General features: G+C 40.7%; 23 protein-coding genes. 14 read left to right on the plus strand and 9 right to left on the minus strand.

All coding sequences use genetic code 11. From position 1 onward, the window contains the following. Positions 1–207: 207 nt before the first annotated feature. From QXS89_06535 to QXS89_06575, 9 genes are read left to right on the plus strand one after another with little or no spacing between them, the layout of a single operon-like run. A complete protein-coding gene (locus QXS89_06535) occupies positions 208–543 on the plus strand; it encodes a hypothetical protein (protein MEM3831834.1) in 336 nt (111 codons plus the stop codon). A 2-nt stretch (positions 544–545) separates the two neighbouring features. Further along, positions 546–998: an NADH-quinone oxidoreductase subunit B family protein gene (locus tag QXS89_06540; protein MEM3831835.1), complete on the plus strand. Its 453-nt coding sequence runs from the start codon at positions 546–548 to the stop codon at positions 996–998. After that, a complete protein-coding gene (locus QXS89_06545; GenBank protein ID MEM3831836.1) occupies positions 970–2637 on the plus strand; it encodes an NADH-quinone oxidoreductase subunit C in 1668 nt (555 codons plus the stop codon). The genes QXS89_06540 and QXS89_06545 overlap by 29 nt, the downstream gene beginning before the upstream one ends. Next, positions 2634–3605: a complex I subunit 1 family protein gene (locus tag QXS89_06550; GenBank protein ID MEM3831837.1), complete on the plus strand. Its 972-nt coding sequence runs from the start codon at positions 2634–2636 to the stop codon at positions 3603–3605. Before QXS89_06545 ends, QXS89_06550 begins: the two co-directional genes overlap by 4 nt. Next, on the plus strand, positions 3602–3973 hold the full coding sequence (locus QXS89_06555; GenBank protein ID MEM3831838.1) for a 4Fe-4S binding protein: 372 nt from the start codon (positions 3602–3604) through the stop codon (positions 3971–3973). Before QXS89_06550 ends, QXS89_06555 begins: the two co-directional genes overlap by 4 nt. Next, complete coding sequence (locus QXS89_06560) at positions 3970–4425, plus strand: hypothetical protein (GenBank protein ID MEM3831839.1); 456 nt, start codon at positions 3970–3972, stop codon at positions 4423–4425. The genes QXS89_06555 and QXS89_06560 overlap by 4 nt, the downstream gene beginning before the upstream one ends. Then, positions 4425–4703, plus strand: coding sequence for a hypothetical protein (locus QXS89_06565; protein ID MEM3831840.1), 279 nt, complete (start codon positions 4425–4427; stop codon positions 4701–4703). Before QXS89_06560 ends, QXS89_06565 begins: the two co-directional genes overlap by 1 nt. A 6-nt stretch (positions 4704–4709) precedes the next feature. Further along, a complete protein-coding gene (locus tag QXS89_06570) occupies positions 4710–6389 on the plus strand; it encodes an NADH-quinone oxidoreductase subunit L (protein MEM3831841.1) in 1680 nt (559 codons plus the stop codon). Then, positions 6386–7693: a proton-conducting transporter membrane subunit gene (locus QXS89_06575; protein ID MEM3831842.1), complete on the plus strand. Its 1308-nt coding sequence runs from the start codon at positions 6386–6388 to the stop codon at positions 7691–7693. Before QXS89_06570 ends, QXS89_06575 begins: the two co-directional genes overlap by 4 nt. 35 nt (positions 7694–7728) lie before the next feature. On the opposite strand, the gene QXS89_06580 is transcribed toward QXS89_06575, so the two are convergent. Continuing rightward, a complete protein-coding gene (locus QXS89_06580) occupies positions 7729–8226 on the minus strand; it encodes a hydrogenase maturation protease (protein MEM3831843.1) in 498 nt (165 codons plus the stop codon). Positions 8227–8419: 193 nt separating this feature from the next. Between QXS89_06580 and QXS89_06585 the strand changes: the two genes are divergently transcribed. Both QXS89_06585 and QXS89_06590 read left to right on the plus strand, forming a co-directional pair. Further along, entirely contained in the window at positions 8420–9478 is a 1059-nt protein-coding gene (locus QXS89_06585; protein MEM3831844.1) for a BadF/BadG/BcrA/BcrD ATPase family protein, read from the plus strand. A 209-nt stretch (positions 9479–9687) separates the two neighbouring features. Beyond that, the gene (locus QXS89_06590) at positions 9688–10920 is read left to right on the plus strand and encodes an MFS transporter (protein ID MEM3831845.1); all 1233 of its coding nucleotides are present in this window, start codon (positions 9688–9690) and stop codon (positions 10918–10920) included. 168 nt (positions 10921–11088) lie between these two features. On the opposite strand, the gene QXS89_06595 is transcribed toward QXS89_06590, so the two are convergent. The 6 genes from QXS89_06595 to QXS89_06620 form a co-directional block, all read right to left on the minus strand. Next, the gene (locus tag QXS89_06595; GenBank protein MEM3831846.1) at positions 11089–11967 is read right to left on the minus strand and encodes a hypothetical protein; all 879 of its coding nucleotides are present in this window, start codon (positions 11965–11967) and stop codon (positions 11089–11091) included. Between the two features lie 9 nt (positions 11968–11976). After that, the gene (locus tag QXS89_06600) at positions 11977–12708 is read right to left on the minus strand and encodes a phosphoribosyltransferase (protein MEM3831847.1); all 732 of its coding nucleotides are present in this window, start codon (positions 12706–12708) and stop codon (positions 11977–11979) included. Between the two features lie 367 nt (positions 12709–13075). Continuing rightward, the gene (locus QXS89_06605; protein MEM3831848.1) at positions 13076–13612 is read right to left on the minus strand and encodes a DUF998 domain-containing protein; all 537 of its coding nucleotides are present in this window, start codon (positions 13610–13612) and stop codon (positions 13076–13078) included. 78 nt (positions 13613–13690) lie between these two features. Continuing rightward, complete coding sequence (locus QXS89_06610) at positions 13691–13939, minus strand: sulfurtransferase TusA family protein (protein MEM3831849.1); 249 nt, start codon at positions 13937–13939, stop codon at positions 13691–13693. 52 nt (positions 13940–13991) lie between these two features. Then, a complete protein-coding gene (locus tag QXS89_06615) occupies positions 13992–15431 on the minus strand; it encodes a SelD-related putative sulfur metabolism protein (protein ID MEM3831850.1) in 1440 nt (479 codons plus the stop codon). Between the two features lie 6 nt (positions 15432–15437). Beyond that, positions 15438–15701, minus strand: a complete 264-nt coding sequence (locus QXS89_06620) for a sulfurtransferase TusA family protein (protein ID MEM3831851.1) — start codon at positions 15699–15701, stop codon at positions 15438–15440. Positions 15702–15855: 154 nt separating this feature from the next. Here QXS89_06620 and QXS89_06625 point away from each other — a divergent pair, with 154 nt between their 5' ends. Further along, positions 15856–16383 (plus strand): hypothetical protein, encoded by a 528-nt coding sequence (locus tag QXS89_06625; protein MEM3831852.1) that lies wholly within the window; start codon positions 15856–15858, stop codon positions 16381–16383. 22 nt (positions 16384–16405) lie between these two features. Further along, the gene (locus QXS89_06630; protein ID MEM3831853.1) at positions 16406–17227 is read left to right on the plus strand and encodes a rhodanese-like domain-containing protein; all 822 of its coding nucleotides are present in this window, start codon (positions 16406–16408) and stop codon (positions 17225–17227) included. Positions 17228–17242: 15 nt separating this feature from the next. On the opposite strand, the gene QXS89_06635 is transcribed toward QXS89_06630, so the two are convergent. Then, positions 17243–17479, minus strand: coding sequence for a MoaD/ThiS family protein (locus QXS89_06635; GenBank protein ID MEM3831854.1), 237 nt, complete (start codon positions 17477–17479; stop codon positions 17243–17245). Between the two features lie 66 nt (positions 17480–17545). On the opposite strand from QXS89_06635, the gene QXS89_06640 reads away from it, so the two are divergent. Next, the gene (locus QXS89_06640; protein ID MEM3831855.1) at positions 17546–19441 is read left to right on the plus strand and encodes an aldehyde ferredoxin oxidoreductase family protein; all 1896 of its coding nucleotides are present in this window, start codon (positions 17546–17548) and stop codon (positions 19439–19441) included. Positions 19442–19552: 111 nt separating this feature from the next. Here QXS89_06640 and QXS89_06645 read toward each other — a convergent pair whose 3' ends face one another. Further along, positions 19553–19732 (minus strand): YHS domain-containing protein, encoded by a 180-nt coding sequence (locus QXS89_06645; GenBank protein ID MEM3831856.1) that lies wholly within the window; start codon positions 19730–19732, stop codon positions 19553–19555. Positions 19733–19815: the final 83 nt, after the last annotated feature.

The following is a 19815-nucleotide window of genomic DNA, read 5'->3' on the forward strand; positions in this document are numbered from 1 at the left end:
ACTTATTTAAATAAAGAAAAATACTTTTTTAATGAGGGAAATCTATATAAATCCTCGCAAGTGCTATATATATTGGAGGGTGAGTATTATGTTAGGTTTTAATCCTCTCACAGAGTTTAAAATAGTGCTTATGCTTCTAGTGGTGATGCCGGCAGGATTATATTTCTCTAATTATAGCATGATTGGATCTAGCTAGAGGTGGTGGTATTGAGCTCGGCAAGTTTAACAACAGGGTTAATCCCGATCCTAGTTATTGGAATCTTTTTCACCGGTATCTATATTCTATCCTATAGATCTTCTCTTCTCAGAGCCGGGAAGAGTAGGGAGAGAGCTCAGCCTTATACATCAGGAGTCTTGTTCAACACCAATCAATTCACGCATGTGAGCGATATGATTGTGTTCTTATCCATGCTTCTCGCAATCGAATCTCTTATCATAGTTATATTCCTCGCAGGTGCTTCTCTCTGGCTTATGGCACTCTTCTCTGCATCTCTTCTCGTTGTAGTTCTCGGATATCTCATCTGGATTGAAGGAGGGTTCTGAAGATGGCGAGAGATAATCTTCGTATGATTAGGAAAAGTCCTTGGGTCTTCCACTTTAACTCGGGAGGCTGTAATGGCTGTGATATCGAGGTTGTAGCTGCTTTCACTCCTAAGTATGATGTGGAAAGACTTGGCATGACTCTAACTTCATCTCCTAAGCATGCTGACATCCTGGTTGTGACAGGTCCTGTCACTAGACAGGTAGCGGGGTCTCTAAAGATGATCTATGATCAGATGCCTGAGCCTAAGATTGTTATAGCTATTGGAACATGTGCTTGCAGTGGAGGGATCTTTCGAGGAGGATATAATGTTATAGGAGGTGTTGATAAGATTATCAAGAACGTCATATGCGTACCAGGCTGTCCTCCAAATCCTAGAGCTATCTATTCCGTGATCAAGAAATTATACGATAACAAGATCGGAGGCGATGAAGGTAATGGGAGCAGTAGATCTTAGAAGAGATAAGGATTCCTCTGTAGTCCTAGTATCTCCAGACTCCTTCCCCGAAGCTATTAAAGCTACTATACCAAGCTACCCACATCTGATAACTATAACAGCTGTTCACATTGACGGCGGTATTGAGTTGATATACTCTTTCGATAACCTGAGAGGAGAGATGAGAAATATAATAGTAAGACTTCCAGAGAAGGAAGCTTCTATCCAGAGCATAAGCTCCTATCTCAAGGGATCCTATATATACGAGATGGAGGTAAGAGACTTATTCGGAGTAAACTTCCTAGGACATCCAATACCTAGCGCCAGACTTCTCCTACCAGACAGCTACCCAACCAACGCACCACCACCACTCCTAAAAACAGTATCACTCGAACAACTCTCAAGAATACTAGATGAAGCACAAAGACAGGAACCCCCTACAATGCTCACACCTGTAACAGGATCCTCTAGATATAGTGTTGAAAGTCTAGTAATACTCCCATTCGGCCCCTACCACCCCGCTCTCAAAGAACCCGAGCACTTCGCTATAGCATTGGAAGGAGAGAGAATAGTAGAAGCCATGCCTAGAATAGGCTATGTTCATAGAGGTATAGAGAAGCTTGCTGAAAACAGAACATATCTACAAGTACTCTTCCTAGTCGAGAGAGTATGCGGTATATGTAGCTTCCATCATTCATGGACTTATACAATGGCTGTAGAAAAGCTACTAGGCATAACACCTAGCAAGAGAGCAGAGTATCTGAGAACACTAGTCGCAGAACTCGAGAGAATACACAGCCATACTCTCTGGATAGGACTTCTAGGCTACTGGAGCGGTTTCGACACAATGTTCATGTGGCTTTGGTCTGCTAGAGAGAGGATTATGAAGCTTCTAGAGATGATAGCCGGGAACAGAGTTAACAAGTCATTTATAACAATAGGAGGTGTGAGACGCGATGTATCAGATGAGAAGCTGAAGATAATATTGAGAGAGATAGCAGAATTCGAGAGAGAATTCAGAAAGATAACAGATGAGGTAATGTCTTACGACCCCCTCATAGAGAGAGTAAGAGGTATAGGCTCTTATAATGCGGAGACAGCAATCCTCTCAGGAGCTGTAGGTCCCGTGCTAAGAGCTGCTGGAATCCCCTACGATATTCGAAAGATAGAGCCCTATGGAGCTTATCCAGAGATCTCATTTAACGTGATCACAGGAAGCAGAGGAGATGTTCTATCTATCGCAGATGTAAGAGTTAGAGAAACATTTGAATCTATAGAGATAATTAGACAAGTCATAGAGAAAATACCCTCAGGAAATCCTGTTCCTCCCACATTCTTCACAGGCGGAGGCAGAGATGGAGAAGCTATCGCTAGAACAGAACCTCCTAGAGGAGAACTCTACTACTACATCAGAGGAAGAACTGGGATGAAAACCCCTTACAGAGTTAAGATCAGAACTCCTACACTTCCCAACCTCGTTCTAGCTTCAGAAGCTCTTAAAGGCTATACCTTATCAGATATTCCTCTAATACTCACTATGATAGATCCTTGTTTCAGCTGTGAGGATAGAGCTATAGTATATGTTGGAAGAAGAGATCCATTCATAGTTAAACTACATCGAACCCCTCCCAGAGAAATCAGCGGAGGATGCACCCTATGAGCTATCCACTTCCTCTAATACCTCTCATGGTTCTAGCCTCTATCATAGCATTCCTACTCCTAAGCTTCTTCTTCGAGTGGGTAGAGAGAAAAACTCTAGCGAGAATTCAGAAGAGAATCGGACCATACTTCACAGGCCCGGGAGGAGTTCTTCAACCATTAGTAGATTTTCTCAAGCTACTAAGCAAGAAAGAGCTGATCTCTGAAGGAACAGATATTCTTCTCTACAGGCTTTCAGCATTGATCGGTGTCATCATCCTAGCATATGGATTCCTCTACATACCATTCTTCTCCACAGACCCTCTCCTAAGCTTCGAAGGAGATCTACTGATGATAATACTCGTATTCATCCTAACCTCCTTCTCATATCTTATCGCGGGAACATCTGTTAGAACTCCATTCACTCTGGTAGGCACGAGCAGATTAATAGTCCAGTACTCTCTATACGAGCTTCTATACCTCTCATGCTTCGTCATAGTATTCTTCCAAGTAGGCTCTCCAACAATCTCAGAGATAGTCCGCTACCAGGAGCAGAGCATGCCTCTCATAATATTCCAGCCACTAGGATTCATCGTAGCAGTACTCTCTCTCCTAGCAAAACTCGAGAGACCTCCCTTCGACCTTCCACATGCTAAGCAAGAGATTGCCGCAGGCTGGATGAGCGAGCTCTCAGGCAGAACTCTTGCCTTCATAAGACTATCTAACAACATGGATCTAACTTTAAGCACACTACTCATCGTAGCCTTCTTCCTCGGAGGAGGATCCGGGCCTATGACCTCTACAACACCGATTCTATGGCCTGTATACTTCCTGATCAAAGCTCTAGCCGTTCTAATCCTACTCACACTCATAGAAGGAATTGCTGTGAGAGTTAGAAGCATGTATCTTCCCATGAGACTTGCTCTCCCACTCTCATCCCTACTAGTTGTTCAAGCGATACTAGTCATAGGCTGGAGGATGGGATTATGAGAAGAAGATATGGAAACATGGTTCTTGAAGCTATAAGAAGTCTTCTTAGAAAACCAGAGACTCTACCTTCGAAAGAGATCGAGAGAAAGATCTTCACAGAAGAGTCTAGAGGGATCCCGACTCTTATAGCAGATAAATGTATAGGATGTTCTCTATGTGCAATGACCTGCCCCTCTCAGGCTATAACAATGATACCTGGAGGAAAGAGATCTATAGGAGGTAGAGTTATCGAGATCAAGATCCCGAGCTTCGACTACTCTAAATGCATATACTGCGAGCTCTGCGCCCAGATCTGCAAACAGAACGCTATAGAGATCAGAAAAGATCAGGATCCTATAATAATCATGAAAAATGGTGAGAGCCGATGAATGATATCTCATCAGCTCTCGCAGTGTTGGGAGCTATGTTCATAATATACTCGCTAATTAGCATTAGATGGTCTGTATGCGTGATCTCGATCTTCTTAGGCTCTCTACTTCTAGGTACTTCAATAGCTATCAAAGTAGAACCCATGGCTGGACTAGCTGTGATCATTATATACAGTGGAGGGCTTACAGCTCTCACATATATAGCATCTATTCTGCTCAGTAGAAGAGAGATCGAGATAAAAACGATCATGAGATTAGTAGAAGTAGTAGCACTACCACTTCTCATATCAACTCTATTCTCAATCACTCTCCTAGTAAAAGATTTAGAGAGTAGGATAAGCATCACAACCCCGGTCTTCTCAATAGGTTCTCTTGATATAACCTCCCTCTCTATAGCTCTTGTAATGAGTGTTGGAGTCATAATCATCCTACTCGGAGGTGGTAGAAGATAGTGTTATTATCAGATCTCATAATATCATTCCTACTCGTGAGTGCTGGCATAGCTTCTATACTTATCTATAGAAGTCTCTTCAGATTTATCCTAGGAATCTTCTCAGCATCTCTAGGAGCAGTATATCTTCTCTCATCACTACAATTCTCATCTCCGGCTATAGTGATCATAGCAAGCATTCTAGGGATCTCTGAAGCAGTTCTAATATCATTTCTACTCTCTCTTGCTAGAAGCAGAAGAGTAGAAGATTTCGATGAGTTAAGAGAACACTCGGGGTGAGATCCTATGAACACTTCCTCAATCCTACTACTAGTTCTCTCAATGAACAGCTTCATAGCCTCTGCTCTGATACTTCTCTTCAGAAGGAGAATAATAGCTGAGATCCTGGCAAACGCTTCAGCATTTCTCTCTCTAGCGATCTCAGCATATCTCATGATATATGAAAGACTACCCATACAAGTATCAATACTTCCACACATCTCTCTATACATGGACAAGCTCTCCGCAGTATTCTCTCTAGTCATAGGTCTCATAGGATCTGCTGTCACCATGTACAGCATTGAATACATGAGAGAAGCTAGAGATTTCACAAGATACTACTCTCTAATATCTCTCTTCATAGGAGCCATGCTAAACCTGGTTCTAGCATCCGACATAGTATACCTGCTTCTCAACTGGGAGCTCGTAGGATTATGCAGCGCTCTTCTAATAGCATACTGGTGGGAGAAGAGAGAAGCTAGAAGAGCTGGGATGAAGGCTCTTATAATGACCAGAATAGGAGATATAGGTTTGATAGCTTTTGCATCAATCTCGATATACTATGGATTCTATAGTATTCCAGAAATCCTAGGATCTCAAGAGACAGCCTTAAAACTAGCTCCATTCCTACCACTCCTAGTACTCGCAGCAATAGGAAAATCAGCTCAATTCCCACTACACACATGGCTGCCAGATGCTATGGAGGGACCTACAACTGTTAGCGCACTTCTCCATGCAGCGACAATGGTTAAAGCTGGAGTATATCTAATGCTTCGATTCCACCCGATTCTCATAGAGAATCAGATGACTACAACCCTGCTCTTCATATTATCTCTCATAACAATCTATCTATCATCTCTCGCAGGACTTGTTTCAATGGATATAAAGAGAATTCTCGCTTACAGCACTATCAGCTCTCTATCTCTCATGTTCCTAGCCATATCAGTAGGCGAGCTCTACATAGCTCTTCTCTATCTATTCAACCACGCTCTATTCAAAGCCTTGCTATTCCTAACAAGCGGTAGTGTAGAACACTCTCTACATACAAGAGATATATCAAAGCTGAGAGGACTTTGGGCGAGAGGATTCAGAATCGAGACAATAGGCTTCCTAGCTGGAGCTCTCAGCGCTGCAGGACTTCCTCCTCTCTCCGCAGGACTTGTAAAAGAAGAACTTCTCATCGGAATATCATCTGAGATGACACTAGTAGAACGCTACCTAGTTACAAGCACTATATCATTTCTAATGTCTCTCTTCATAATGAGACCCTTCGTACTATCATTCATAAGCACTATAGAAAGAGAGAGCAGAGATGAGAAGATGAGAGAACCTATAATGAATGGTGTTAATCTGATCCTCCTTATAACGACCCTCACAGCATTCATCCCTACATATATTATCTCAGAGTATCTCGGGGTAGGATATTTAAAATCTGAGATTCATGTAGCTCCAATACTTGGAGTATTACTTGGAATAATATGCGCATTTCTAATACCAAGGATCAGATTAGAGATAAGTGATCTCATGAGGAGATTCGTGGAAACCTCTCTAGGACTTGATCTCATCTACAATAGATTGGGAGAGGTATTCTACGAAAGTTTATCTATTAAGAGTTCTAGAGTTAATAGTGGCAGAGCTTCTCAAGGTCTGAAAGGACTGATAATCATCATCATTATAATAACCTTGATCGTGGTGATCTCCTCATGAACATGGAGTCTCAGATTCTCATTCTCATACTCATATACACGATTCTATCCTACACCATATACTCCTTCTCAAGAAGATTCAGAGATACATCTATCACTCTACTTTCAATAATAACAGGAGTTTCAATAGCTTATCTCTCTATCGAATCTAGAGGTGTGGGAGGTCTAATAGGTTTAACAGGATCAATAACACTACTAGTGTCACTAGCAATAGCCGAGATCTATAAGATAGAGAAGAGAGCTATGCTCTCAATACTAGGAGTATACTTCCTATCAACCTCACTTCTCATCCTAACCACAGATAGCATTCTAAGACTTTTCATATACTGGGAGATAGTTGCAATGCTAATGATCGGAAGTCTAGCTCTCTACAGAAGTAGAGACGGCTATGAAGCCGCACTTAAGTACGCAGTCATATGCCTTCCAGGCTCTATAATAGGTCTCATAGGCTTGATACTAGCTGTCTCGGAAACAGGATCTTTAACCTTTCCATATATCCTCTCCGAAGCCAGCATCATTTCTAAAACTCTCATGGTGATAGGCTTTGGAACTGAGATAGCTTTATTCCCAATGTACATATGGCTTCCCAGTGTTTATCTAGGTATGCAACCTCTTCTTCTAGCGATCGAGGTTGTTTCAATACTCCCTGCAACATCTTATATTATAGGAGTTATAGCTTCTACAAATCCTGTGATAGCTGTGTCAACTTCAACTCTAGCTCTCCTAGGATCTCTTATAGGATCTCTCTCAGCCATTGTACAAAGAGATCTGAGAAGACTTCTAGCTTATAGCACTCTCGCACACACAGGATACATAGTTCTAGGAATCTCTGTAGGAACCACTCTGGCTACAAGCTACGCCATATTACACATGATCGCACATGGAATTCCTAAGGCATCACTACTAGCAGTAGCTTTCATCCTTCTAACAAGATCAGGTGCAGACGATCTGAAAAACTTATCAAGCTTAGGAGGAGAGTATAGATTCATATCAATAGGAGGAGCTCTAGCACTTCTAGGACTACCACCATTCCTCAGCTTCTGGAGCGAGCTCTATATATTCCTAGGAACATTCTATGCTGGAATCATGTGGAGCATGCTAGCCATAGTCTATGCAATCGTGATCATCCTCTCAACAGGTTATGCCTTCAGAATAGTATACGCATACTCTGGAGAATCAACTGAGAAAAAAGATGTGGGAAGAGATCTCTCAGGAATCCTAGTTCTAATACTCTTCCTACTCTCACTACTCTTATCACCTTTACAAAGCCTGATACTTCAATACTTTCTAGGATTCTCTCCATAGAAGTATTCTGAGTCATTCAAAACCTCAAAAAGTTTCTAGATCTCAGTATATTCTCTGAGTATCAAATTCATTGAACTGATAAATCTCTTAACAGGTGGAGATAGCTCTTCTCCGATATAGAATCTCTCACCTCCTATACCTATGATAGTGATCTTCTTAAGAGGAGCACTAGCTTTTAAAATCCTGAGAACCATAGAAATAGGAATTCTATGAGACCAAACAATCTTCTCATCCAGATCTTCTAAATCCATTAAGAAAACCCTTCCAGCATTCTCAACTCCAAGAGCTGCGGAGTCAAGAATTAAAAGTCTCTCAGGCTTCTTCCTCATAATTCTATCAAGACAGTTCTCAAGTCCTTCTTCGCATAGGATTATCTTCTCTTCCTCTGTAAGATCTCGTAGAATACTGCAGAGCTTTAGAGCTGCAGCATCATCAGATCTGAATCGAGTCCCAATACATATGATAAGAGATGTGCAAGTTCTAATCTCCTCCAGTATTAGATCTGCTAGTTCTTTCTCTGATAATTCTCTCAAGTTTCATCATATAACTATTTAAATCCTTGAATATTTAGAATATTTATGAAGACCGAGATACTCTAGATGTCATGACTTGGAATATTTAGATGTTATTAGCTTAGATCTGTATGAGAGTATCATGGTGTGAGAATGCTACAATCAGAATCTGAAGAGATCTATAGATCTCTAGCTCTCTCACAGAGATCTTATAATGAAGATCTGGAGAATATATTCTCTAAATCCAAGATCTCCCAGAGATCCTAGGAGGAGAAATATCCTGAACACAGAGAGATCTATCATACTCGGAGTAGATTCAGGAGCTACGAAGATAGAAGTAGCTGTAGTAGATCTCGAGGGCAGACTTCTAAACCTGATCCGAGAAGAATCCTCTGGAAATCCTGCTTCAATAGGTTTTGAGAGATTTACAGAGAATATATCAAGAGCTCTAGAGAAGACCCTAGAAAGATTCCAAGGATATCGTGTGATAGGCTTAGGCATAGGACTGGCAGGATTTCTAGAAGGCTTCTGGAATGAGAGTATAAGGAAGATACTCTCAAGAATCCTAGGAGAAGATCTCAGAATAATAATAGTTGAAGACATCCACGCATCACACATCTCCGCACATCTATTCGGAGACGGAGTAATAGGTGTTCTAGGTACCGGGAGTAATTTCTATGGAGTATGCAGAGGTAGAAGCTGGAGAGTTGGAGGGTGGGGTCATCTTGTGGATGATAGAGGAGGAGCCTATAGTATTGGAGTTCAAGCTCTTTCGAAAATCTTCAGATCTATTGATGGTAGAGCTGATCACACGATTCTACTAGAGTACGCATTAAAACACTATAATGCTTCAAATATTCATGAGCTGATCTACAGAATATACTCTTCTCCAGATCCTAAGAGTCTGATAGCTTCATTCGCACCTAAGGTATTCAAAGCATTTCTAGAAGAAGATCCTGCTGCTGTAGAGATTATAAGAAGTGAGGTGAGAGAGATCTCTCTAGCTATAGCAACCATCATGAAGAAGATCCAATGCCTCAACATCCCTACAGCTCTGACAGGATCTGTTTATAAAGAGAATAGATCTCTGCTTAAGAAACTCGTAGAAGAAGATCTGAGTATGAGATTCAATATATCAATAGATATAAAGGATCAGATCATAAGAGAATCATGTGCATCTGCACTGATAATTCTGAGAGAGATAACCAGAAGATCCTTCGAAGAAAAACTAGAGAATATAATCAGATCATGCGCTCAAAATCCTGTCTCTTGAGATCCTGCTGAGAAATCCTAAGAAGAATGCAATAGATCAGCAGTGCGATAATATGTGAAACTTCTCATCTGATAAGGATCAGGAGCTTGAGCATGCTTCTTCATAGATCTCGAGAGAGATATTAAACTCTATAACTGCGACTCCTCTTACATCGAGGATTATCAAGATATTTTAATAGGATGCATATGTATTATTAGCGTAGAAGAAGATTGAAGCATGAGAGATTTATCTGGAGAATTCTCGCTATAGAGATCTATATCCCTTCAGTACTTCTAGCAGTATCAAGAGGTATCATAATAACAGCTCTCCCCATATATCTTCTCATACATGGATACCCGTATACCATGGTTAGCATGGTGATATCATCTGTTAACATAGGTGCTCTCGCAATAGACTTTCTAGCTGGATTTCTCCTCTACATCTTAGGATTCAGAAGACTTAACACACTCGCGATAACCCTGATACTACTCTCAATATTCGGAATCCTAATACTCAATGAAAACTACCACCTACTACTAGTACTCCTCGCATTCTTCGGCGTTGGTAGAAGTCTGTGGTCTATGTCTAGGAAGTATTTTATAAGTGCTCACATACCTTATGAATTTAGAGGAAGAGCTTCATCATTTATAGGAGCTTCTGAGAGGATCGGATTATTCGTAGGACCTCTAATAGTTAGCATAGTACTCGCACTAGCTGATGTCTTTCATGCATTGATAATCTCCACGATCATAGCCTTACTAGTTCTACTACTAGATCTTCTACCTAGAAAAGAGCTTGAGAATAGCCGGAGCAGTACCAACCCTATAGAAAAATATGATCCCATAGATCCTCAATATAGATCTATCATAGAAGAGATCTCATCACTACTGGGATTTAGATTTATAATGCTATACACAGCCTTATTCATGATACAAGGCATCAGATCTGTTAGACAACTCATGCTACCATCAATAGGACTAGATCTCGTAGGATTAGAATCATCCTTAGTAAGCCTAGTTATAGGAGTTGCAGGAGCATTCGACGTATTAATGGCATACCCGGCAGGATATATAATGGATAGGAAGGGGAGAATCTACGCAGTATCCACGAGCTTCACCATAATCTCACTCTCCTACATAATACTCTCGCTATCTAGAAGTCCTGCAGAATTCATTTTCGGAGCATTAATACTGGGAGTAGGCAACGGGCTTGGTGCCGGGAGCATGATAACTATGGGTACAGACATATATAATATAATTAGAAGAGAGAAGCAAGCAGTAATATTCTTAACACTCTGGCAGTTAATAGGAGATCTAGGCACTGTTATAATGCCTATTCTAATAGGCTTCATAGCATCATCACAAGGTCTTGTAATAGCATGTCTCATAAGCTCAATACTTTCAATAGTATCAGTAGTATTAATGAACCTCTTCGGAAGAGATATATCCTCACTACCAAACTAGTGATCCTATCTATAGATTCTACAGATCCTCGATATATAGTATTCATATGAAGACATTCTCTCATTCTGAGAGATCCTTCTAGGTATAAAATATATGAGAAGGCCGAGATCAAATAATAAGATAAGATATGATTAATAGATTGAATCGAAAGATTTTAAACATAGACTTCTAAGACCTTATCTGATAACTTCTCAGAGATCTTATTCTCTCTAGAAATATTCTAACCTTATCTCCTTCTCTTCTCATAAAATCTCTCCATTCATCTTCCGAGAAAGCTTTATTCCAAGGCTTTCCTACAACTCTGATCTTGTTTCTCTCAATAAACGCTATATCTCCTCTTCCATACACACAATATTTACATGCTACACATGGTATTTCCGGACATGTTAAAGCATTCCCTCTATAAGTGGTTTCAATACCAGCTTCTAACCACTCTTTCATTTCGGCTATCCTAGATATATCTGGCATAGTATGATCTGTTGATGCATAGAGTGCTACATTGCTTCTTCTCCTAAGCTCATTTAATCTATCGAATAACTCTTCTGCAAGTTTTCTCGGGTTGGATAATTCGATCTCTCTATAACTTTTCTCAACTCTATCAATCCACCAGCTTCTAGTATAGCTCCATATTCTTACACCTTTCTCTCTCAATAAGTCTGAGAGTTCTAACCATAGATTCACATAATCTGGATGATAGAAGTCTCCCACTACATGAAGCCTCAGTAGAACCTCTCCTCTATAGAATTCTTTCTCAAGAAACTCTCTAGAGTAGAATTCTATCTCATCAATCACTTTCTTAACAAATTCTCTTGGCTTGTAAAGAGCTATTCTGATAGCTCTATTCATTGCATCTATAGAACTGATATCCTCAGAAGGAGGCTTGTCAATACCATAACAATTCTGAAGACACCACACACTAGCACCAGGACATGTTCCGTAGAGAAAAGCCTTAAGACCAAAACCTCGTGGGATTCCTCTAGGTAGATTTATATGAAGAACTTTACCCATCTTACTATTACCTAAGACTATGATACCTTCTCTAAGCAACGCGACACCTCATGATCTTATAAGTGGTGATATTTCAGCTGAGGTTCTCCGGATCTCTACACCTCTATTATCAGAAAGTCTTAGAACACCTGATGCTTCAAGTCTTCTAAGCGCTTCACTCCAGTATATCCCCAGAGATGAAGGATGTAGCCCATACCATTCCATGAAGAGATCGTTTAAATCATTAAAGCTTACGATCCTACCAGAAAGATCTGGTTTCTCTCTCAACATTCTCATTATAAGACTAGTCAGATCCTCAACTCTCTTCCAAGGATATATATACCAATCCCACTCTCTTTCTTTTAATTCCTCAACATAATAATCAGGTTTTATTCTTGCCATAGATGTCACAATAGTTATAGCGGCGGTTTTAATTTCTCTAGGTTTCCATTCTCTCTCTACATACTCTCTAGCAAGAATCATACTTAATCCTGTATCTACTATGTCGTCAACTAGAAGAACCCTTCTACCACCCATATCATCCAGAATACTATGCCTAAACCTGATTCTAGCATTATCACGTCTATCAGCTTCAATCCAGTGAACAACTTGAATACTTAGAAGTTCTCCAACACCTAGAAAATCACATAGAAGTCTTGCAGGAACATATCCTCCTCTAGCTATTGCAACTATAGTTGTAGGAGTCCAGCCAGAGGATCTTATAAGGTCTGCAAGTTTAAAGACCCAACTAACAATCTCCTCCCATGAGATTAACCTAATTCTAAGCCTGGGTCTAGGCATGATCTAAATCCCCTCTTAGATGATTTTAACAATACTTAAAAATAATAAGAGAGAGTGTTTTATCTTGAATACCTAGATCTTTAATATATTAATATTAAAAAGATCCTATTAAATGCTAATGAAATAGACCTTAACTATAGAAGTAGGCACCTTCTCTAAATCTCTTCTCCCACTATAAACCTGATTTTAGTTTCCTTACAAGCCTCAGAATTCTTATGTTATGAATAACATTTCTTATTACTATAGCACATGCTTGGCAGAAAAATTTTTGAAACTTCTCCAAGAGATCATAATGTTTCTAGGCTTTGAGCTTCGATACACATGCGATCTGCTGAAGGATCTTTTTATCATGCTAAAGATCTTCAGTCTATCTAACTCTAAGTGCATACAATGCTGAGAATATTGAGAGAAGAGCTATTTCATAAGCCTCTAGCTGAGCTATGGAGGACCATTTTATGAAAACTCCTAATAGTCCTAGTATGAATAGGATTGCTATAGAGATTGCAAGTATGCGATCTCTTCTCATAACTCCTATACCGTATATGAGAGCTCCTAGGAATGTTTGAATGAAGAACCATGTTGAGATGAAAACATGAGGTCTAGTGCCTTCAGGGAACACTCCTATGAGAGATAGGAATACTCCTCCTATGGAGAGATAGGATCCTCCTACATATTCTAGTGCGGTTCTTGATCTTAGGATCATGTGAAGAGCTAGTAGGATTACGAGAATACCTGATATTATAAGACCTGTATTAAAGATCCAGGGATTCACAGCTTGAGAACCTCCCAGATCGCTGAAAGCATTCTTGTTAAAATCAAACCAGCTGTTATAGGATATGGATATGAGAACTGATATCAGGAAAACTAGAGATGCAAGAACACCTGAGAATCTTAGGATAGACATTATCCGAGAACCCGTGAAAACCACCGTTTAAGATCTTCCTATGAAAAGTTAAAAATAAGAAGATCTTGGGATCTCTACCTATAATATCTTCTCCACAACTCTTATAGTTATCACCGCAAATCCTTCTCTCCTCTCAATAGATTCTATCCTTAGTCCAACCTCCTCCACATGCTTAGGTATATAATCTATGCAACTCTCATCATCTGTATAGATCCTTATAACACCTCCTTCACCTACTCTGAACAGGATCTTGACAAGCTCTACAAAAGGTTTAGGACATAACTGACCTCTTGTATCTAAAACCTCTTCCCTCACATCATCACTCAATAGAATTCCACCGCCTTCTCATTTATACTCTCTAGAAACTGATAAACCTATTCTACGAGACCTCATAGTATTCGAATTCTCTAAGGTAGGTCTTCGAAGCTATGAATCTCCTCAGATTAGAAGGCGCCAGAACCCTGGGTCCTTCTCTTGAGATAATTCTTCCAATTCTCACTGGATTTTCTCCATATCCTCTCAACTCCTCCTCGATCTCTTCAATAACTCTTTCACTCGCTACAAAGATTACAGCTCCATTAGTTCCAGCCGTGGCATTAGGCATTATATAGCTTCTCGTGGCAAACTCGCTGAGCTCAGGAGATATGAGTGGTATTCTCTCTAATCTTATAGATGCTCCAGAGAGTTCTGCAAGCTCCTTGATAACATACACTCCTGGTCCTGTCACATCTGTCGTAGCCGCTATATGTCTGCTAGGATCGAATTCTTCACCTATCTGAGGTAGTTTCCCCTCAATGATCCTGGCTATATGGATATTAGGTCTGCTCATGAGATCTATCACATATCTCTTGATCTCTAGAATCTTTTCAATAGTAATCCCATAGCTTCTTCTAAGCTCCTCAGCAATATCTCTATCATACATAGCCATAAGATAAACGTTTATAGGAGCCAGCTCTCCGAAAGGTCTTGAAGCTAGGATAATCATTCCAGGAGAGATCCTGTCATAGAACATTGGAGGTGTTCTATCAGTCTCCGCAAAAACCGTGGCACCCATGAGAAGAGCTCCCGAGCTAGGCTGCGAAGCTCTAAGGATCCTGGCGCCAATACTCTCAGCAAGACTTCTCATGTTATCTTCAATGATATTCTTAAGCTTCTCTGATGGAGCATCTGCCACAGGTATGATCGTGGTATTCCTCCAAGCTCCTAGAATATATAGATCGTTGAGAGAATTCCCTAGAGCTACCGCTGTCTGTCTAAGACTTCCAGGACTTTCTGCGGGGTCTATAATCTGAATCGTGTCATTATTACCTAGGACAAGTCTATCTCTATCTCCTTCTACTCTTACGAAGTCGAAGAGCATGAACTGAGCCTTGGGATCTGCTGAAACTATTGAATGCCCTTTACCAATAACTATTCTTCCAACAGATCTCGCGATCTTCTCGTAGACTCCTCCTACTATCCTCGAAACAAGCTCGGGATCTCCGGCATTCCTCTGATATATCTGAACTAGAACTACAGCTCTCTCTGGAGAGAATCTTATCAGCCTCTCCTGATCAACCTCCTCCTCGCTTCTATATATCTCTCTATGAACTCTAAGTCCTTCAACAGATCCTTTGAATATATCAGCATCTCTTCGAGGAAGTATGCTCAATCCCTCAATCTCTAGAGGTTCTTTAATTCTTCTGAGAGCTGGATAGAGTACCGAGACTAGATCTATTTTAACAGCACATCCCGTAGCCAGCGTCAGAGGATTTACACCGAGAGACCTGTATTCTTCTACTCTCTCTAGAAACTCTCTAGAGAGATCATCATAACTCAATTGATCCTACCTCTTCCTAATAGATATCCTAAATTCACCAACACCCAGCTTCTCAACAGATACTATCTCTAAACCTCTCTCCCTAGCTAGGTTCAATATATTCTCAACACTAGCTGGATTATCAACGAAAATTTCTAGAACAGATCCTCTCTCAATACTCTCAAGAGCTTTCAAAGCAAGTATCTGAGGATAAGGACACATATATCCTCGAGCATCAATCATGTAAAATCCTTCTCTAATTCTCAAAATCTCAGATCTTTTTTCACCCATCTTCTCATCCACCATTACTAAAATATATTTAACAGCTAAACTTATAAATATTCCATATATTTACATGTATATCATATTTATGTAAGCATATTTATTAACCTGAAAAAATACATTGACAAATACTTATAATGACAAATTCTCCGTAGTGTCATTGGTGACATCCTTAAGCAGGGAATTAGATAGACTGAATCTCGAAGCTTTTAGATCTCTCTTAGAAGAAGTCAAGAGAAATCCTAAGCCTGCCTCGAAGATTAATAGGTGGGATGCTAGAGTGAGAGAACTTGGCGAGGGTTCTAACTTCAGATCATATGCTAGAGATCATAATCTCCTGATCTCAGAACCTTCAGAACTTAGAAGACATGGTAAAAGTCCTAACGCTGTTGAATTTGTGATCTCAGCTTCTAGAGATAGAACAGGTGATCTCGATCAAAATATCAAGCTTTTGAAAGAATATCTAGGCGGTAGAGAAATAGTATTAGACGTGTTAAATCCTGGAAGTGATGAGATCGAGGATCCTAGGATTACTGTTGCGAAAGTTGAGAGAATTCTGAAGCACGCTGACCCTAGGAAGATCTATCTCAACCCTGACTGTGGACCTGGAATATTCTCAAAAGCACCTTCTAACACTCCTAGAAGTGCTTTTAGAAAATCGAGACCCATGAGAGTTGTGCCGAAGAACTGAGAAGAGCTTGTGAGGGATTAAATTGAGAGATCTAGATATTCTATACGTGGAACCCGAGGATCTTCTCAGGGGCGTCAGAGAAAAAAGATATATACCAATCGATGTGAGAACCTTCACATATTATACTAGATCTCATGTGCCTTCATCTGTATGGCTCTATGTCTGGGATCTAACAGAACACGAGAAAGGACATCCTTCAAAACCTAAGGATATATCAGAGATAGCGGTAATTCTAGGGAGAAACGGCGTATCTAGAGAAGATCAAGTGGTCATAGTATACGATGAAGAGAGTATAGGATTAGCATCATATCTCTACTGGTATCTATATTATTTGGGTCAGAACAATGTGAAGATGCTAAGAGGAGGATTTGAAGAATGGATGAAGAGAGGAATGCCAGTAGAGAAAGGAATTCTAAAACCCACACCATCCGAGTATAAACCTCTTCCGAGAGAGAATGTAAGAGCTTTCATAGATGATGTGATAAGGATCTCCAGAAGAGAAAGAAGAGGATTACTTCTAGACGTGAGAACATACGAAGAATATACAGGAGCTCTTAAAACCACGAGAAGAGCTGGAAGAATACCGGGTTCAGTATGGGTTCCTCTAGAGAGTTTTCTCAGAATGCTGAGAGGAGATGAGAAAGCTTTTGAAGAGGTTTTAAGCATTCTAAGAAGTTCTAGAGGAGAGCTTGAAGGTGATATCATAACATATTGTACTGTTGGAGTGAGATCTTCAGTAGCATGGGTGGCTCTGAAAATTCTCGGAGGATTAGAGAGAGTAAAGCTTTATCCTGAATCATTCTACGAATACTCTTTAAGAGAAGATCTAGATATAGAGATCTAGATCATATAATAAGGATCAGCCTCCTGCAAATGGTGGCATAACCAGGATCTCATCTCCGTCTCTAAGGATCTGTCCTTTGCTAGGAAATCTATAGTTTACAAAGAACACTGGTTTTATCCTTGTTTCTCCGAGCTCTTCTAATATCATTCTCTCTAGATCCTCTATAGTGGTATTGTCATCTACCTCTATAACGCGTTCTCTACCCATTTTCTCAGCATAGATCGATATGAATTTTATAATTATTCTCTTCATCAAATTCTCCCTAAAGAATTTATTAGTTACTAAAGTAAATAATAATTCGAATTCTAAGGTGGGAGAATGCCTCCAGGAGGTTACATGGGCAGAGTTTTGAGAGTAGATCTCTGGAGTGAGAAAATCCGCGTAGAACAGCTCCCACCCGAGAATATCCTGCGTAGATGGCTTGGTGGTAGAGGTCTCGGAGTATACTATATGCTTAAAGAAGTTAATCCGAAAGTAGATCCTCTAAGTCCTGAGAATAAAGCTATCGTAGCTACAGGACCTATCACAGGCGTTACCGGGATACCTACTGCTGGAAGATGGTGTTCTGTCACTAAATCACCTCTAACAAATACTATTCATGATTCTCAGAGTGGAGGTAGGTTTGGTCCTGAGCTTAAATTCGCAGGCTTCGACCTAGTGATTATAGAGGGGAAGGCTGAGAAGCCATTATACCTCTGGATTCATGATGGAAAAGCTGAGCTTAGAGATGCAAAGAATCTATGGGGTAAGGATACTCATGCAACAACAGATTCAATAATTGAAGAGATGACTCCCGTGATCGGGAGAGATGAAGCTAGACATATAAGTGTAGCCACCATAGGTCCTGCAGGAGAGAGACTTGTAAGATTCGCGGCAATAATAAATGAGAGAGGTAGAGCAGCTGGTAGAGGTGGTCATGGTGCTGTTTGGGGTAGCAAGAATTTCAAGGCCATAGCTGTGAGAGGTCATATGAAACCTCCCATAGGTAATGAGAGCAGGTATAGAGAGGTTGTAGCGAAATCCGCAGAACTTATCAAGAAATCTCCTGTCACAAGCGAGGGACTTCCCAAGTACGGCACCGCAGTACTGGTAAACATAATCAATGCTCATGGAATATTCCCCACGAGAAACTTCCAGACAGGAGTATTCCCAACAGCGGATAAGATTAGTGGGGAGACTATAGCTAGAGAGATCATGGATTGGGAGAAGCATAAAGAGGTGATATGCTGGGGATGTCCTATTGGATGTGCTAGATATACTAGAGTTAAGAGCGGCAGGTTCTCAGGCGAGGGCGACGGACCTGAGTATGAGAGTGTATGGGCTTTAGGAGCTCAGACGGGAACAGATGATCTTGCTGCTGTAGCTAAGGCTAACTATCTCTCGAACGAGCTAGGCGTGGATACCATATCAGCTGGTAGCACTATAGGTGCTTTCTTCGAGCTTGTTGAGAAGGGTAAGATACCTAAGGAGAAGCTTAGAGGATTAGATGCTAGATGGGGTAGTGGAGAGGCTCTGGTAGATCTTATATGGAGAACCGCATACAGATCTGGTGTTGGAGATGATCTTGCTGAAGGCTCTATGAGAATGGCAAGCAAATACGGTGCTCCGGAGGTTGCCATGGTTGTAAGAGGTCAAGAGCTTCCAGCATATGATCCTAGAGGAGTTCAAGGTCACGCACTAGCGTATGCCACCAGCAACAGAGGTGGATGTCATCTGAGAGCTTATATGATATCTCCAGAGATTCTAGGAGTACCCATGCAACTAGATAGATTCTCTACAGAAGGTAAGGGTAAGATCTTGAAGGAGATGCAAGACGTGTTCGCAACAATAGATAGCATGGTTGTATGTAAGTTCGTCACATTCGCATACTACTCTGATGTTCTCGCTGAACAGGTATCCGCGGTAACAGGATGGGATATGAGTGTAGAAGAGTTTACAAAGATCGGTGAGAGGATCTATAATGCTGAGAGAGCTTTCAACGTGCTAGCATTCGGAGACGGAGAAGAATATGATACACTACCTAAGAGACTTCTCGAAGAACCAATGCCTGAAGGACCTTCAAAAGGTCATGTAGCGAGAATTAAGGAGATGCTCCCAGAATACTATACTGCGAGAGGATGGGTTAAAGGTAGACCTACTAGAGCTAAACTCGAGGAACTCGATCTAAAATGGCTCGCAGACAAACTAGAGGAGGAAGGACTGCTACCCGCATAGAGAAAACCACTATATACTAAATCTTTTTTCTCTCCTATCAATCTTCAAACTTACGATCTCAATTAGAAGCTCTCATCAGTGATGAAACTCTTGACGGTAGTGTTCTCTCCGTTAATCTTCTCCACCTGGCATTCCTCTGGGTCCGTGCTTTAGATAGTACTCGGGATCTCTCTCGAATTCTTTCTTACATGCAGAAGAGCAGAAGTAATAGATCTTACCCTTATAAACTGTTTTATACATGGTTCTACTGATATCAACCTCCATCCCACACACAGGATCTACAGCCTTCAACTTCTAACCCTTAAAATGGTATCCGAGCTCGATAATAAATAGGCTAATGCTCTTCTGAGAGGGGTTTAAAGAGTGTTTTTCTC

The sequence above is a fragment of the Sulfolobales archaeon genome, assembly GCA_038881635.1.
Taxonomy (GTDB): domain Archaea; phylum Thermoproteota; class Thermoprotei_A; order Sulfolobales; family AG1; genus WYEN01.